This window comes from Clostridium cibarium, from assembly GCF_014836335.1.
GTDB lineage: Bacteria > Bacillota > Clostridia > Clostridiales > Clostridiaceae > Clostridium > Clostridium cibarium.
Genome location: NZ_JACSRA010000003.1, coordinates 354 through 18,182, shown reverse-complemented (window position 1 = coordinate 18,182; position 17,829 = coordinate 354). Strand labels below are relative to the sequence as shown.

Sequence of the window (17,829 nt, the reverse complement as noted above, 5' to 3'; positions counted from 1 at the left end):
GAAAATATATGTAAATAGGACCTTTTGCAGGTTTTTTATAGGACTTTAGTCCTTTTTAACCATTTAAATTCAACAAATTTCAAAGAAATAGGAAACAGATTTCTCCATTTCCTAAAGCTTTTTAATGTTTATATTTTTTCTTCTTTCTTGCTGCATTCATACCAAGTGCAGACATAACTCCTGCTCCTAAAACACCTAACATTCCTACATCTCCTGTTTTTGCTGTAGAACCATTTTCTACCTTACTAACAGGCTTACTTGTTGTTGCACTTGTATTGTTTGCTGTTGCCTTTGCATCGTTTCCTTGTGGTACTGCTTGATCCTTACTTGGATCGCTATTTTCATTTTGTATTCCATACTTTACTGGCTGTTCAATAACTGCACTATACACAAAGAAAGGTATATCGTTATATCCTTCTGGTGTTGTTGCTCTACCTCCAATTTTATCAGGAGTAACATTAATCTTTAATTTAGTATCTTCTTTTACATTATCCCAAGAAAATTCATCGGTATTTTCATTATATTTACCTTCGCCATTTTGATATTTTACGGTTTTATCATTTACAGTCAATCCTTTTATAGGATTTTTTACTACAACTTTTCCATCAGCTGTTCTTACCTCATCTAAAGATATCTCTTGATCTGCTAAATTTACTTGTCGAATATTTTTTAATGGAGTCACATCTACTACTCTGTTTCCTTTAAGAGTAATATAATCTAACCTTGTTAATCCTTCTAAAGGACTTACATCGCTTATCTTATTATCATTAAGATTAGCTCCTTCCAATTTACTCAAAGCTTTCAAAGGACTTATATCACTTATTTCATTACTATTTATCACTATCCCTCTCAACTCTTTTAATTCCTTCAATGGACTTATATCACTTACTCTATTTTTATATAAATCTAATTCTCTTAGACTGGTTAATCCTCTTAATGGAGTTAAATCACTTATTTCATTTTCTTCCAACCATAAATCAGTTAAACTTTTCAAATTTTTCACCATACTCAAATCACTTATTCCAGAAAAATTTAAATTTAATAATGTCAAATTTGTTAACTCATTTAAAGCACTATAATCACTTATATTTTTCGTTGCTAAAGATAAATTAGTAAGATTTTTTAAACCTCTTATTGCACTTATATCTGTTACATTAGTACCACCTAATCCCAATTGAGTTAAGTTAGTTAATCCTGATAGTACACTTATATCGCTTATTGGATTACCTGCGAATTCTAAATCAGTTAAGTTTGTTAATCCTTTTAATAGGCTTATATCGCTTACTTTATCTCCAGATAACTGTAATGAAGTTATACCTGTACAATATTGTATTCCTTCTAAATTTGCAATTTCTCTTTCGTTAAATCTTAAAGTTCCTTTTATTCCATTTAACTTTCTTACAGTTATAGCAGCATCCGAAGCTTGCTTCAATTCCTCATTCAAGGCTTTCTTTAAGTTAGCATCAGGAATATTAACAACTTCATCTTCACTAGATGCTGCCTGATTTTTAGTTAAGCTACCTTTTGTGGCAGTAACATTGTTATCAGTAGCTTCCTTATTTGAAGCTTTTGTTTCTTCCTTAGCCTTAGTAACTTCTGTTTTTTTCTCATCTTTACCCTTTTCTTTAACTTCTATATCTGCTTTATCTTTTAAAACTTTATCCTTAGCTAATGCACTATCTTCCACCTTATTCTCTACCTTTTGAACCGGCATCTTAGCTTGCTCTACCTTAGGACTTTCCTTAGCTTCTACAACCTTTTGATCCTTTACATTTCCTTCTACTGCAGCACTTGTTGATACTGACTGTAATACCAAGCCTAAAACTACAGCTCCAGTTAATGTTTTCTTCATTATATTTCTCGCTATTTTACTCACACTTATCCCCCTAATCGATACCATTCTGTTTAGCTTTTATTTTTAATTTTACTGTTTCAAAAAGAATTCAAAGAAATAGGAAACAGATTTCTTCCATTTCCTAAAGCTTTTTAATGTTTATATTTTTTCTTCTTTCTTGCTGCATTCATACCAAGTGCAGACATAACTCCTGCTCCTAAAACACCTAACATTCCTACATCTCCTGTTTTTGCTGTAGAACCCTTTTCTACCTTACTAACAGGGTTACTTGTTGTTGCACTTGTATTGTTTGCTGTTGCCTTTGCATCGTTTCCTTGTGGCACTGCTTGACCCTTACTTGGATCGCTATTTTCATTTTGTATTCCATACTTTACTGGCTGTTCAATAACTGCACTATACATGAAGAAAGGTGTACCGTTATATCCTTCTGGCGTTGTTGCTCTATCTCCAATTTTGTCAGGAGTAACATTAATCTTTAATGTAGTATCTTCTTTTACATTATCCCAAGAAAATTCATCGGTCTTTTCATTATATTTACCTTCGCCATTTTCATATTTTACGCTTTTATCATTCACAACTAATCCTTTTATAGGATTTTTTACTACAACTTTTCCGTCAGCTGTTCTTATCTCACCTAAAGATATATTTTGATTTCTTAGATCTACTTGTGGAATATTTTTTAATGGAGTTACATCTACTACTCTATTTTCTCTAAGTAGAACGAATGTTAGATGTAGCAATCCTTTTAGAGGACTTACATCACTAACTTGATTCTTATCTAAAAATAATGCATCCAACTCTTTTAATTCCTTCAAAGGACTTATATCACTGACTTGATTTTGAGTTAACCCCAATGCTGTTAACTTTGCTAACCCTCTTAATGGGGTCAAATCACTTATTTGATTTCCTTCCACCCATAAATCATTTAAATTTTTTAAGTTTTTTACCATACTCAAATCACTTATTCCAGAATCATTTAAACCTAAGGATATTAAATTTGTTAACTGGTTTAAAGCACTATAATCACTTATATTAATCTTTGCTAACGATAATTTAGTAAGATTTTTTAAGCCTCTTATTGCACTTATATCTGTTACATTAGTACCGCTTATACCCAAGTCAGTTAAATTAGTTAGTCCTGATAATACACTTATATCACTTATTGGATTATCTTCTAAGTCTAAATCAGCTAAGTTTGTTAACCCCTTTAATTGGCTTATATCGCTTATTTTATTTTTAGTTAACCCTAATGAAGTTACACTTGTACAATATTGTATTCCTTCTAAACTTTCAATTTCACTTCGGCCTAGATTTAAACTTTCTATTCCACTTAACTGTCTTACAGTTATAGCAGCATCAGAAGCTTGTCCTAATTGCTTGTTTAAAGCTTTCTTTAAGTTAGCATCAGGAATATTAACAGCTTCATCTTCATTAGATGCTGCTTGATTTTTAGTTAAGCTACCTGTTATAGCAATAACATTATTATCAGCAGCTTCCTTATTTGAAGCTTTTGCTTCTTCCTTAGCCTTAGTAACTTCTACTTTTTTCTCATCTTTAACCTTTTCTTTAACTTCTATACCTGTTTTATCTTTTAAAGCTTTGTCCTTAGCTAATGCACTATTTTCCACCTTATTCTCTACCTTTTGAACCGGCATCTTAGCTTGCTCTACCTTAGGACTTTCCTTAGCTTCTACAACCTTTTGATCCTTTACATTTCCTTCTACTGCAGCACTTGTTGATACTGACTGTAATACCAAGCCTAAAACTACAGCTCCAGTTAATGTTTTCTTCATTATATTTCTCGCTATTTTACTCACACTTATCCCCCTAATCGATAATATCCTATTTAGCTTTTATTTTTATTTTTAATTTTACTGTTTCAAAAAGACTCTATATCCAATTTTATAGGTTTCAATAATATATGTAAATAGGACCTTATTCAGGAATTTTATAGGACTTTAGTCCTATTTATCCGCATAATTCAAATTAAATAAACCCTTTAGAAACATAGCAGACATCAGTATATTGCTAGTTTTCTAAAAGGTTACCTAAATGCATCTCTATTCTTTTGTCTTTCAGTAACTCCTATCTTAACAAAAACATATCTCATGGAACTATCTCCTGAAACTATGTGAAATATTGGCGTTATCTGATATAAGTTATTATCATTTATATAAGTTATAAGGTTAAAATAAGCTAATTCAGTATTATTCTCTATATCTTCATATATACAGGTCGAAACCATATTTTCAATACTATAATAGCTATGAAAATCTAGGTCATAAAGATCAAATATTAAATCTTCATGTATAGGCATAAAGAATTCACCTTCTACCTGTTCAGCCATGGGTAAACTATTTATAGAATAGAAAAAGGGTCCCTTAGCACTTAACTTCTTGCTAGTAATACTCTTAAAAAAGTTATTAACTTCTTCTTCCATGTTTTTATAATAAAAATTTACTTTTTTAGATACTACATTACTAAATCTAAGATTATCCTTCGGATTTATATACATAATTACTTCTCCTCTTGTATTGGTGCAAAAATATCTATTATTCCTGAACCATATACCTCTAAATATATATTATAAAATGGCTCTTTGACTTGAAAATTCTGCGCCTTTGCACAAGCTCTAATAATATCATAGGACTCTTCTAGCTTTTCAGTTAAATCTACATGTTTTAAAGCTAATCCATCTTCTATTAAAAAATGATTGTAAAATGTATATTTACTATTTTCTTTTATCTTTAATCTGTTATTAACAGGTATATAAAAGCTATAGTCACCTTGCCCTTCTTCTCTATTATAATTCTCCACCTTATAAAAAATCGGCCCTGTTGCATATAATCCATTTTTGATTACTGCGTTCCTTAATTCTTGTGCATCCTTATACCAATCCTTAACACTACTTCTCGTCTTTGCACATAAAACGTTATTAAACTTTAATGATGAACGCCTTATCTCCATTAGAATAACCCCACCTTCTGACTATTATGCTGAATTTCCCGTCAATTATAACTCCCTCTAAAATCTATCCTATTTAAATAGTATTAAACTAACTACATCAAAATAGGATAGGCTTCAGCAGCCTCTTTAGTTCATCCTTTAGAATAAAAACTTATTACCAAAATATTTTATCCATAGTATTACCTACATTGTTACAAATACTTCCTATATCTCCAAGTACAAAATCATCACTACTGTAATTCTCTAAAGATACCTTTTGATTTTGTAATATGCTAAGTCCATCTTTTGTTATAGTTCCAACAACAGTTCCTACTGGAGCTAAAAGCAATGAATCTTTCTCACTGTTATTATGAGAAATTTCATTTATACCATTATCTAGAACAAAATCCTTTACACTATCTGTATCTCCCTTTTGTAAAGTTTCATAATTAGAAACAATAGTAACTACTGTACTTATAGCACCTACTCTTTTAGTTGATTTACCTGGATTACAAATATTTATCCATTCCTTTGGCTTAAAATCATCCCATACTTTCAGACTCTTCTTTAACTTATTTTCTATTTCCTTTGAAGAATCCTCTTGTGTATGTATAAAACTTGAAAAATCACCAAACTTAGAAGTACTTTTTCTGCTATTTTCCTCATATTCATCTGGTGAATTAAACACCTCAAATGTATTATCTGCTGTAGATTTACTTACCTTAATTCTCATTCTTCCGCTTACTACTTGTAAAGCAAAACCTAAAGTATTATAGTCATTTATTTTTAGAAAAGTTCGTGAAGAAGACTTTGTTTTCTTATCTATATTCGAACCAGTTAATAACTCTCCATCTTCTCCATAGCTATTTAAAGAAAATCTTCTTTCTTGAACGAGCTTAATACTAGCATTTATTACTTGTGTTTCACAACTTTCATACTTTTCAGCAGAATTATCAATGAAACTTGAAAGGTTATTTAACATAGCACTTATGCTAGCAAAATTTTTATGAATTGATTTAAGGCTACTGCTAACATAACTCTTTCTAATAATCTTTGGATCCAATCGTGTACTAATAGATAGAACGCTGAAATCTAAGGAATCTATTTGTTTTTTTATTGCATTAACTTGATTTACTGACATTTTTACTTCTTCAGTATTTATTTTAATTCCTATAGTTCTCACCAACTTTCTATATAATCACTACCACCCTTATTTTTATTCTATTTCATCTGCTGCTTCTAAGATCTCATCACTTAATGTATTAAGCATTCTGTTTAACTGAGTTATTTCATTTGTAATAAGGCATAAAGCTTCATTCAGATACCCAACTTCAGTTCCCTTCCAGTTGCTATTAATGTCTTCACCTAAAGTTGTTACCTTTAATTTAATTGAGTTTAATGTCTCAATATAAGTAGATATATTTGTTGTCTCGCTATTTATAGCTGAATAATTTGCATCCATAACTTTGTACTTCTTTTCTTAAATATTCATTTATTGAAATGCGCTAGCATTATTATTTATTGTAGTTTCTGCTCTATCATAAGTATTAACTGTGTCATCTAAAAACTTTGCATAAGAATCTATTATTCTCTTATACTCTTCAAACTTTGGAACTAATTTGTTAAAATTACCTCTTATAGTATTTGAAGCGTCACTTTGCCAAGCCCCTGCTAGAGCATCCATTTCTTTTTTTATATCATCTAGCCTTGCACTAAGTTGAGTGTTTAAATTTCTTATTGTTTGAGATGTTCTAGTAACCTCACCTAAGGTTATCTTTATCCCTTCAACTGCCATACTTAAATTCCTCCTTTTAGTTTGTTAGGCCTTTAGCTTGAGTTAACACTTCATTTTGAGTGTTCTTATAAGTCATTGCACTATTTCTTAAAAAAGTAGCGTAATCTTCCATCAGTTTTTTCATCTTCTCAAAGTCATCTAAAAAGCCTTTAATTTGACTAGTATATGCTATATTATCTGCACCTTGCCAGTCAGTTCCCATAGAGTCTACCTCACTAAATAGCTGAGTATAGATTCTTGTATAATCTGCTGCTTCCTGCTCCATCTTTGCTGCTGCTGATTCAAGTTTACTTGGATCAACTGTAATGCTTCTTCCCATTCTCAAAATCCCTCCTAGACTAAGATTTATAACAACATTAACTTAGAGCCATTTCTTAGCCCTAATTCTTCTGAAGACCTATTAACATTTAATAATTTCCCTGTAGATTTCTCACAAAACAATGACACTTCTTGATCATTAAAAAATCCATTAGACAATTCACTTATTGCCTTAGAAATCAAAAAGGTAACCTCATAAAACCTTAGTTTTAATGGTATATACACATCATAGCTCTTATTAGCTGATGGCAAAAACACTTCAACTAAAACTTTTTCCATAAACTTATTCCTCCTCTAAATCTATAGATGATACAAGCTTAATAAGCTTAACCTTACCTTGATTAATGGCGTATCCAAATTCATTTCCAATCTCTTCGTACATATCATTTGTAAATCTTGCTATCTTAAATTGATATTGGTTTGTTATTCCATTACCAATCCAAACTCCATCATTTAATGAAATATGTTTCTTAAACCATGGTTCATATGTAAATTCGCTTATAATCTTTGGTGTATCAACTATTACAAAATTTATATTGTAAGTTTCTTGTCCGTTCTCTAAAAATACTCTTACCTTATCTTTTCCATCTTCAGAGAGGTACTTCATAAAATCGCCAAATGAATTTATTATACATTTAATCTTTCTATATACTGGAATGTCTCTGCCACTTTCCTTTGCTGCTTTTATAGTATTATGACGTTCCACCAATATATTAAATAATTCAACTGCAATTTCTTCAAATTCACTTACATTGCTAATGTATTTATAGTTCTTTTCTTCCCCTATAAATGATTGTCCCCCATCTACTACAATTATGTCTTCATCATACTTAGTCATTACTTCAGCTAAGCCTTGTGCAAAACTAGTTTCTCTTATACTTTCAGTTAAAACCAATGATATAAATTTGCTATTAAAATCATAACAATTTACCTTTAAACTACTTTTTTCTACCCCTATTGGTACTTTATTCCCCCTTACAGATTTGATTTCATGAAGCAAATATTTTGCATCTACCTTTTCAGGTAATATAGGTATCTTTTTAGCACAATCTTTAGTCCACATTTCACTGTAATTATTGCAATATGCTCTTACCAGATCAAATGTATTTTCTATATCCTTAAAAATATGTGCTGTTTGGAATTCATAGGTTTTACCTAATTTGAATATTCCTCTACCTTTAAACTTGGATGGTACCACCCCCGAGGTATGTCCAAGTACTGCTGAATACTCAGCTTCATCATTAAGCTGTAACACTAATAACTGCTTAAAGTTTTGAACTAATCTGTATCTTACACTGCTGGTATTAAGAGCTGTGATTACAAAATATATTCCATATTTTGTTCCTTCTCTAGTTAAATAACTTACATCCTCTTCCTTCTCTCCATACCCTTCTGTAAAAGCTGCGAAATTATGAATTATTACTAGTATGGATTCTATCTTCTTACCACTATTTCTTATGTAGGAATTATAATCACCACCATAGTCTGAGAATAATTTTTTTCTTTTTTTAATTTCAACGTAAAGCATTTTAAATAAATTATTAATCTTCTCACTATGGTAGGATAAAAGAACATCTCCTACATGTGGCGCCTTTTTAAATGATCTTAAGGTTTCTGAAGCGAAATCTAAAATGTACATATTTAACTCTTCTGGCGTATGTTCTTCCATTAATGAATATATCAAGGAAGTTAAAAAAGTAGTTTTCCCATTTCCAGCAGAACCATATAAAATCACATTTCCCTCTCTTGAAAGAGGCAATGTCATTATATGTTGTGATTGATTTGTAGGGTCATCGTATTCCCCTATCACTGGCTCTAAGAGGAACTCCTTACTCTTTGGTATATGATATTTCTTCTTTAGCTCATCTATATAAATTAATTCTGCTATTGGCTCTAACCATAATGGTTTAACCTTTAGCTTTTCCTCCTTAGCAATATCTGAAATAAACTTAACTATTTCATCAATTTGCTTTGGTGGATTAGAACTAACTTCAGTCCTTTTATTAAGCTTTAAGCTTTTCATAACTCTTCCAAGCTTATCTATCACTTGAATTTCTTCATTCTTTTCTATTTCAATTTTATCTGATGGATAATACGGAGCACCTGACCAAGCAGATTGTCCCATCTCAAATAATTCATTAAAGCCTACCTGCAAATAAAATCTTCCTGTTGTAGAAAGCTTAGCTGCATCTGGCCTTTTTATTACATCCATACTGTCAGATATCTCTTGAACCTTCAAAGAAATTCTAAACCTACTATTACTCCAGATTTGATCATCAACTATTCCTGAAGGCTTTTGAGTTGCAAGTATTAAGTGCACCCCTAAACTTCTACCTATTCTAGCAGCACTTACAAGCTGTTCCATAAATTCTGGCTGGCTAGTTTTAAGTTCTGCAAACTCATCAGAAATTATAAATAAATGTTGAAGGGGCTCAAATACCTTGCCCTCCCTATAGAGCTTTTGGTATTTATATATATCTATATTACTTACCCCTAAGTTTTTACTAGTTTCACTAAATATCCCTTGCCTGCGCTTCAGTTCACTTTGTATTGAAATTAATGATCTTTTAACTGCTGCTCCATCTAGATTTGTAATAGTTCCTGCTAAATGTGGCAAATTAGTAAATGTATTTGCCATTCCTCCACCTTTATAATCAATAAGTATAAAAGCTACTTCATCTGGATGATAATTGACTGCCAAAGATAATATAAAAGTCATTATAAACTCACTTTTACCTGAACCAGTCATCCCAGCTATAAGTCCGTGTGGTCCATGAAACTTCTCATGGAGATCAAGTTTAAACGCTTCTCCCATGGTATCTACACCTATTTCAGTTTCAAGTGCTTTAGTTGGATTATTTTCCTTCCATCTTTCTAGAATATTTAAATGCTCTATCTTAGATACTTTAAACATTTCTAGAAAGGTTAATGTTTCTGGAAGCACAAAACTATTAGTTAATGTATCAAGTTTTATGTTAGCTAAATCAATTGCTACCTCTTCCATTATATCTGCTGAAAGAATATCAACTTTAAACTCTGTATATCTCCCTGAAATATCATACTTGTCATAAATTTTAGACATTCCCTGATTTATTTCAATTACCTTTGTACATTCCTTAGGAAGATTTTTCAGCTCATCATATAAAGTTACTATCCTAAAACCTAAATCTTTCTTTTCTTCTAAAATAGTCTTAATGAACTCAGCTTTATTTCCTAATGTTTTGCTCAAAGAAAAAATAACAAATCTCGGAATTTCCTCGTCTATTTCTTCGTTACTTAGTGAAGATCTATAAATTATTTCTTTTTCTATCTCACTAGATAACTCCTTTACATCTTGAGCATTAGTCCCTATAAATCTAATACTCTTATCGCCCTTCCAAGTATGTGGTAGCCACTTTGTAAAGCTCCAATCCTTCTCTTCTTCATCATCATAAATAAATATAAGCTTTAACTCATCATATCCATGTAGAGCCATAAGCTGTAATATAATTGATTTAAGAAGTGCCTTAGTCATTTCTCTTTCTCCAATAATCCCACAAACCTTTTCTTCAAGGAATGATAGAGTTATTGGCACATCATGTAATACCTTTGGCTCATCCAACAACTTATATAACTCCTCTAAGAGATTATCCTCTTCAACTGTAAATTTCTTACCTTGAGTTTTAATCTCTGCATCTAGTGGCATGTCCCCTATTCCAAGCCTAACCTTTAAAAAGTCGTTGTGATTATTAGTCCTTTCCCAGAGATTTCTTTCATGATTTTGAATACGTGCAATACATTCCTCTGGCGAAATATTATTTTCATATAATATTTCTATTTGTTTTTCTGCCTCAATATTTATGTCTTGTCTTATTTGGGATAAATATTCTTTATACCTTCTTTGTCTTACTTCTTCTGCTTCCTTGTTTTTTCTTTTTTCATACCTTTTAGATAGAACAGGCCATAGAACTGTTCCAAGTAGCATGCTAAAAGACATTATCAAAGTTGGCATAGCTGTCATTACATCATTACCAGAACGAAGAACATTATTAAGTGTAACCATTCCAGTAAAAAGACTTGCCATACCCATAGTCATTGCAGGTCCCAGCATAAAGATTATAGGCATTTCATTTTTATTTCCTCTTGATGGTGGACTATCAATTGTAAAATTTACTCTTTCAATATCCCTTTTGAATCTAGGCGAACGATAAAAGACATCATTATCTTCATCCTTAATATCAAAATCATCAAATTCTTCTTCACATGCCATTTCTGGTTCTTCTTGTTTAAACTCTTCTAACGCAAATTCACTTATCTCTACTAGATTATCTGGATTATTTATTCCAATTAACCTTCCATTGTAGATTATTTTAAGCCCCATTATATAAATAGCATCACCATTTGATAATAATTTTTCTTTTATCTTTATCCCATTAACATATGTTCCATTAGAACTATTATTATCAACTATTGTCCCGTTTCCCATTGAGTCATATGTAATATAGCAATGTCCAACTGATACTAGTTTATCTGGATAACAAATTTGATTTTGCTTTCCTCTACCTATATTAATTAAACTTTGCTTTACAACATACTTTGTATACTCATAGGTTCCCTTTGTAGGCCTTTGTGTACATAATATGGCTGGTTCTTCACCTATCCTATTTATTCTATAAACATTAGAAGGTTGAAGTTCAAGCTTTGATATTTTTTCATTATTAGAATCATTTAAGTATGCATTTTTGTTTGATTTTAAAAACCATTTTCCCTCTTCTTCTTCTATAGCTATCAAAGGGACTTTTTTCTTGTTTTTGTCTATGGTTTTTATTATGTATTTCCCTGATATTTTTTGAGGTAAGATAAAATCCAAGCTATTATTTTTATCTAATAATGTTAATAACATTTCATTTATCCCCCTTATTTTGTAATGGTCTTATATTAAATTTGTACTATTTTTATATTTAACCAATTATACGATTTTAATTTTACATTAGCTGAAAATGCATGTAAATAGGACCATTTTACGTATTTTTATAGGACTTTAGTCCTTTTAATAATTAATTAGAAATACGAAACACATAAGCTACCTCAAATAAATTGAGGTAGCTTATGATTTTTGATCTACATTATTTAGTTATGAATTGTAGTATATACACTTAATTACTTCTTTCTCTTTTTATAAACAACAAAACTTACACCAGCAGCTACAACCATACAACCTAAAGCTAAGCCTACATATGTAAGGGTATTCCCACCCTTGTCATCCTTACTTTCAGACTCAATAGCTTCAGGCGCTTCATCTGAAGGTTGTTCTAAAGCTCCATTTTCCTGATTTTGTCCATCCTTATTTTCTGAAGCGTTATTATTTGCTGTTTGTCCATCCTTATTAGTTTCACTATTGTTATTATTTGATTGATTGGAAGCAACTAATTCTACTTTTTCCTCTGTCTTTTTCCCATCACTTGAAGTTTTTTTTGTTACACTCCAAGTATTTTCTTTGTTTTTAAAATATGTAGAACTCATCTCTTTTACATTTCCATCTACCTTGCTTACAAGTTGATATTGAAAATCCTGCTTTCCAACTGTTAGTTGTCCATCTTTTAAAGCCTTAGCCTTTATTGTAACAAAATTACTTTGTCCACTAATTCCTTGTTCATCTGCTGACATAAAGGTAAATCCATATCTTGCCTTATTACCTTGTCTCGCAACATCATTATATGCTTCAAAAGGATTATGCTCCTTAATTTTAGGGCTAACTTCTATAGAACTTACTTGTAATAAAGTATTGTCATATGTATATTCAACTGAACCTGCATAAAAATTTGTTAAATTATCTAAGTTTACAGTTATCTCTATATCTGATCCTGATTTAACCTGTCCATCTCCATCTACATTTGTAGTAGCTTTAATTATTGCAGCATTAGGATCTTCTTCCGCTCTAACTATTCTATTATATGGTAGTGTTATTGTTAAAATAAATGTGAATATTAATGTAATAATAGCTGGCTTAAATCTACTTCTACTTTTTTTCATCTCATGTCTCCTCGTATTTACATTATTATATATATTTTATCATAAAATATCAGGACAAGCACTAGAAAATGCTTGTCCTACAGTCTTATAGATTCCTTGAAATTTTAACCAAATCATATATATCAACTATTCCATCGCCATTAATATCATATTTACTATTCCAACCTAATTCACCAGCTCTAGAATTATATGCTTGTCCAACAATGGCTAAATCAGTAAAACTTATATTTCCATCAAAATCAATATCCTCATCTCTAAAACCATTCTTCCCTTTATTTACAAACTCTATATTGGATGTATTAATATACCCCTTAATATTCCAATCATAAAATCCATCAAAATTCCCTAAAGAATTTGGTGTAGTCCTTTCTGGGTTAATTTCAAAACTGTTTACTCCTGCTACACTTGTAGTTCTAGCTGTTGAAATTGCCGAAACTGCCCCTACAAAACTTCCATATCCAGGATTAACAGTTCCTTGTATATTATAAAGAAGATTTCCTGATGATGTTTTTACTGTGTTTGTTCCTGTATATCTAATTAACTGATAATAATTATAGTCTTTCATGTTAGCTACATTTTGATCTGATAAATATAGTTCTATTTCCATTGCAAAAGATACGGCTTTTTCAGACCAAAATGGATCAGATGCATACTTAACATTAGCTCCAAGTTTCTTATTTCCTAGAAAGCCTCCATAATCTCTCCAATCTGTAGTATCAGTATAACCTCTCGATATATATGTTTTTGCAAATTCCATAACACAATCTCTTGTAGAACTATAATAAGTTGCATTCACAGATGTATTATAATCTGTTGCATTTAATCCAAATAAATTGTTCTTCTCTTGAGCTAAAGTTGACATTCCTCTACCAGATTCATTTATAGCTACTGATAAAGCTAATAAAGCATTCACTCCATAAACTTGTTCTGCTTCTTTAAGAGCTTGTCCTAAACCTCTAAGTTTACTTGTACTTTGCGTATTGTTATTTATATATCTATCCAAATCTTCTGCTGTATAGTTTGTTTTAGTTCTGAAAGGTAGATAATTATAATAATTATAGTAAGGATTTTGACTATTAATTGAATTATTATGGTTCCCATTTCTAAGATCTCTTGTTAAAGTTATAAGAGAATTAGTTATACCTTGAGAACTATCATAAAAATAATTTCCATCATAACTGTAGTACGTCTGTCCTTCTTTTAGAAAACTAGGTGCTATTCCTATAGTTCTCATAGTTCCTTTTCCTGCAGTATCCATACTTGTTGATATAAAATGTTTTAGAAGTCCATTTGTTACCGTATAGTAGCTTGGGTTAGTTACTTGATTTATAGGTTGAATAACTATATCGCTATTATTGTACCCATCATGATTAGGATCTCTATTAATGTCCTTATTCATCCATCCTTCATAACCTGCAACTAATACCTTTGCCTCTCTTTCTCTATCTTCAATAAGAGGCAACTCACTTATGTACCAATCATGTATATATGTATATGCATCAGTTAAACCTGGATCAGCAAAAACATTTGATGTTTCATGTCTTCCAGAAGTATTACTCTTATACCAAGACCTTCCTATGTCTTCTGTAGCATAAACAACTTCTCCAACAGAATTTATTACAGTAGGTATTACTACATCAGATGCAAAGGTAACTGTTAAACTACCTGTACTAGCTTCTGCTGTTTGAACTGCTTTATCATAGGTGCTAGCATTTCCAACATATGAATAACTTCCATCACTGTAAGCTAAAGTCACTTCATAATTAGCATCTGTTTTTGGCACTAATGTTTCATAGCTAGACTTTTCTAGTTCACTTTCCTCTGCAAGTATTTTTTCTTCTTCAGTTAAGTTTTCTTCTTCAGCTGGACTTAGAAAAGTCTTGGTTATAGTTTTAACCACTTTTTTTTCATATTTTTGTCCTGACATTATATCTGCTGCACTTACTGGTATCTGCGGTAGAAGTACCATTGCTAAAACAGACATAGAAATTATTTTTTTTATCATCATTTAGCCCGCCTCTTTCTTAAATATTAACTGTAAAGTCCCAAATTTATCCCCTAATTATAATTTAAATTCAGTTGCAACTTTTGTTATGTCATATATATCTATAATTGAATCTGAATTTACATCATAACTTGCTTTATATAAGCTTGTCCCAGCTTTTGCATTATAGGAATTTCCTAAAATCGCTAAGTCAAGCATATCAACTACTCCATCTGAATTTACATCTTCATTATACGCTATGGATACAGTTTCTGTCTTGCTTATTCCACCTTCAGCATATGATATAACAAGATTTGATCCACTTTGAGATATATCATTTAATTGACCTGAAGTTACAAAAATCACCCTATCATCTTTATTAGTTAAATTTAATCTATACACATAATATAATTTATTTCCCGCCTCATCATATTTTGCTGAAGCGCAATACGCATTATTTTTATAAACCTCTAAATCCAAAACATAATCAGCATCATAAACTAACGTCTTATTTGCACCTTTTAAGTCTACTGAGTTTAATAAATAAGTTTTATTTACTATATCTGAATAATATAATTTATCCTTATATCTTTTATAGCTATCTCCACTTCTTAAAAAACTATATGTTGAATTAACAGCACTAGGATATCCTTGTTCATCCCATACATGAGGGCTTGTACCGCTTTTCATTTCTGCATCTGTTGCATTAAAATATTTATAGGAAACCCAATCGCCACGATCTGGATCATCCCAAGTTAAATCAAGAAAATAATAATATCCATCAAGCTTTATAAAATTCCATGCGTGATTAATTGCCTCACTCACTACTATACCAGATTCTATACCACTATCTCTTAAGAAAAGCTGTGCTGCTTTTGAATATCCATCACATACAGCAACTCCATTAACTAATGATCCGTAGGCAGTATGAGAAATATTAGGGATAGTATTATTTTTATAATTCTCCATATCATAGGTAGTGTTCTTGATTATGTAATCATGAATTGCATATTCTTTCTCTAAAGCTGTAGTAGCAGTAGATAAATAATTGTTTTTCACTTCTTGAACCTTATTATTAAATGCAGTTTTCATTGTACTTATAGTTGCATTATCATTGGAATAAGTTACCTTAAGGGTGTAGCTTGTTATTTGATCAGACGAATTTACATAAGCCTCACAATCTACACTTAGGTTTGGATAGAATATTTCTGGATATTCATATAAAGTATCAAAATAATACTCCATAGGTAATTTATATTGACTTTTATAGCTAAAATATTGTATATAATTATCTAAATTAATTCTAGTCTGCAAGTTTTCTAAACCTGTCTTTATTGCAGCTATTATTTGTTGCTCACCTATTGATGCAGACTTTAATCCTGTATAAGCATTAAAAGTTTGCGTTAAGGTTGTTGGATATTCTTTATAGCTCATGTATTGGTCTAAATTCATAGACCCTTGTACAACTTTTGAACCACTTAAATTTTGAGAACTGCTTGCTTCTATGTTAACATTTTCACCACTAACAATTTCTGCACTTACAGGTAAAAATGTTATTAAATTAAAACTCAATATAAAAAATAAGATTTTAGATACTTTTTTCATCTTTTTTCCCCCTTTTTTATAAACCATTACAGTATTATTTTATCATATTTTTCTTCTTATGTCAGATAGTAAAATTACACTATACATTTTGTAATAAAACCTATAAAATATATATGACGAACGAAATAAATTTTACAAAGGGGGAAATGATGTTATTATGAAAAATAACCTAATTAAAAAGATTTGTGCAATTTCTTGTACTTTCATCTTTTTATCGCAATTTACTCTTCCAGGCATTACGACTAAGGCTACCTTAGAAAGTACAAGCAATGCTACTGTGGAAGATACTACTCTAACTAACAATGAAAATGTTGGTTTACCCAATATATTTACTGGAGGATTAGACAAAAGTTTTATGGCAACTACTAGTAGTATTTCGTATGGTGTAACTGGTTCACCTACTGTGGGTAGTACTATTGATATTGCTGTGAATATATCTTCAGTAAGTAATCTTTACGGAGCTTCTGTTGATTTCTTATATGATACTAGCTTACTTCAAATTGAAAGTATTTCTAAAGGAAGCTTACTATCTAGTGCAGAAGTTAAAACTATTCAAACAACTCCAGTAACTGGACAAGCTAATATTGCTATGTCATTGACTGGTTCTGCAACTCCTATAAGCGGAAGCGGTTCTATTGCTGTAATAAGAGCTAAGATACTTAAAGCTGGAACTATTAATTTAAAAACTACAAGTGGTAATGAGGTTTTATCTTTATATGGGTTTACTACTTGTGTTAAGCTTTCTGATGATCTTGGAAATAAGATTGGATATGGGGCTGTTGATAAGAGTATAACTGCTTTACAAAATCCAATACAACCTGGTAATTACGAACAAGATAATTCTAATGTAGCTTATTCAGGTTCTTGGACTAATCAAGTTAATTCTGGCTATAACGCTGGTTCTGCTATGATTTCCAACACTACTGGGTCAAACTTTACTTTTAAGTTTAATGGTACTGGTATTAGACTTTATGGTCTTAAGAATTTTAACTGTGGTATTGCTAATATCTCTATCGATGGTACAGCTTATACTGCTGATTTATATTCAAATACTACTGCTTTTAAACAATTAGTATTTGAAAAAACTGGTTTATCTTCTGGTGAACATACTATTAAAGTTGAAGTTTCTGGTTCTAAAAACACTGCTGCTACTAGCACTTATCTTGTTTTAGACAACTTTACAGTTACTAGCACTTTAAATACTATTTCCTCCGGTAATTATGAACAAGACAATTCCAATGTAGCTTATTCAGGTTCTTGGACTAATCAAGTTAATTCTGGCTATAACGCTGGTTCTGCTATGATTTCCAACAC

At 30.9% G+C, this 17,829-nt stretch carries 14 protein-coding genes; 1 reads left to right on the top strand and 13 read right to left on the bottom strand.

The window, feature by feature from the left end; genetic code table 11:
• Positions 1–121 precede the first annotated feature (121 nt).
• From H9661_RS19975 to H9661_RS02350, 13 genes are all read right to left on the bottom strand, one after another.
• Positions 122–1,876, bottom strand: coding sequence for a leucine-rich repeat domain-containing protein (locus H9661_RS19975; protein WP_191767621.1), 1,755 nt, complete (start codon positions 1,874–1,876; stop codon positions 122–124).
• A 110-nt stretch (positions 1,877–1,986) separates the two neighbouring features.
• A complete protein-coding gene (locus H9661_RS02405; protein ID WP_191767620.1) occupies positions 1,987–3,672 on the bottom strand; it encodes a leucine-rich repeat domain-containing protein in 1,686 nt (561 codons plus the stop codon).
• A 227-nt stretch (positions 3,673–3,899) separates the two neighbouring features.
• Complete coding sequence (locus tag H9661_RS02400) at positions 3,900–4,370, bottom strand: DUF5085 family protein (RefSeq protein ID WP_191767619.1); 471 nt, start codon at positions 4,368–4,370, stop codon at positions 3,900–3,902.
• A 2-nt stretch (positions 4,371–4,372) separates the two neighbouring features.
• A complete protein-coding gene (locus H9661_RS02395) occupies positions 4,373–4,822 on the bottom strand; it encodes a DUF5085 family protein (RefSeq protein ID WP_191767618.1) in 450 nt (149 codons plus the stop codon).
• 154 nt (positions 4,823–4,976) lie between these two features.
• Positions 4,977–5,942: a hypothetical protein gene (locus H9661_RS02390; RefSeq protein ID WP_191767617.1), complete on the bottom strand. Its 966-nt coding sequence runs from the start codon at positions 5,940–5,942 to the stop codon at positions 4,977–4,979.
• Between the two features lie 75 nt (positions 5,943–6,017).
• Positions 6,018–6,263: a hypothetical protein gene (locus H9661_RS02385; RefSeq protein ID WP_143316565.1), complete on the bottom strand. Its 246-nt coding sequence runs from the start codon at positions 6,261–6,263 to the stop codon at positions 6,018–6,020.
• Between the two features lie 30 nt (positions 6,264–6,293).
• Positions 6,294–6,596, bottom strand: a complete 303-nt coding sequence (locus tag H9661_RS02380) for a pore-forming ESAT-6 family protein (RefSeq protein ID WP_143316564.1) — start codon at positions 6,594–6,596, stop codon at positions 6,294–6,296.
• A 16-nt stretch (positions 6,597–6,612) separates the two neighbouring features.
• Positions 6,613–6,915, bottom strand: coding sequence for a WXG100 family type VII secretion target (locus H9661_RS02375; RefSeq protein ID WP_143316563.1), 303 nt, complete (start codon positions 6,913–6,915; stop codon positions 6,613–6,615).
• 26 nt (positions 6,916–6,941) lie between these two features.
• Complete coding sequence (locus H9661_RS02370; RefSeq protein ID WP_143316562.1) at positions 6,942–7,193, bottom strand: methyltransferase; 252 nt, start codon at positions 7,191–7,193, stop codon at positions 6,942–6,944.
• A 4-nt stretch (positions 7,194–7,197) separates the two neighbouring features.
• Positions 7,198–11,796, bottom strand: a complete 4,599-nt coding sequence (gene essC / locus H9661_RS02365; RefSeq protein WP_143316561.1) for a type VII secretion protein EssC — start codon at positions 11,794–11,796, stop codon at positions 7,198–7,200.
• A gap of 257 nt (positions 11,797–12,053) precedes the next feature.
• Positions 12,054–12,926, bottom strand: coding sequence for a cohesin domain-containing protein (locus H9661_RS02360; RefSeq protein ID WP_191767616.1), 873 nt, complete (start codon positions 12,924–12,926; stop codon positions 12,054–12,056).
• Between the two features lie 85 nt (positions 12,927–13,011).
• A complete protein-coding gene (locus H9661_RS02355; protein WP_191767615.1) occupies positions 13,012–14,934 on the bottom strand; it encodes a glucosaminidase domain-containing protein in 1,923 nt (640 codons plus the stop codon).
• Positions 14,935–14,988: 54 nt separating this feature from the next.
• Positions 14,989–16,515 carry a transglutaminase domain-containing protein gene (locus H9661_RS02350; protein WP_191767614.1) on the bottom strand — a complete coding sequence of 509 codons (1,527 nt, stop codon included), beginning with the start codon at positions 16,513–16,515 and terminating at the stop codon, positions 14,989–14,991.
• Positions 16,516–16,672: 157 nt separating this feature from the next.
• Between H9661_RS02350 and H9661_RS02345 the strand changes: the two genes are divergently transcribed.
• Positions 16,673–17,829 (top strand): cohesin domain-containing protein (locus H9661_RS02345; protein ID WP_243240317.1); only part of this gene is annotated, 1,157 nt, incomplete at its 3' end.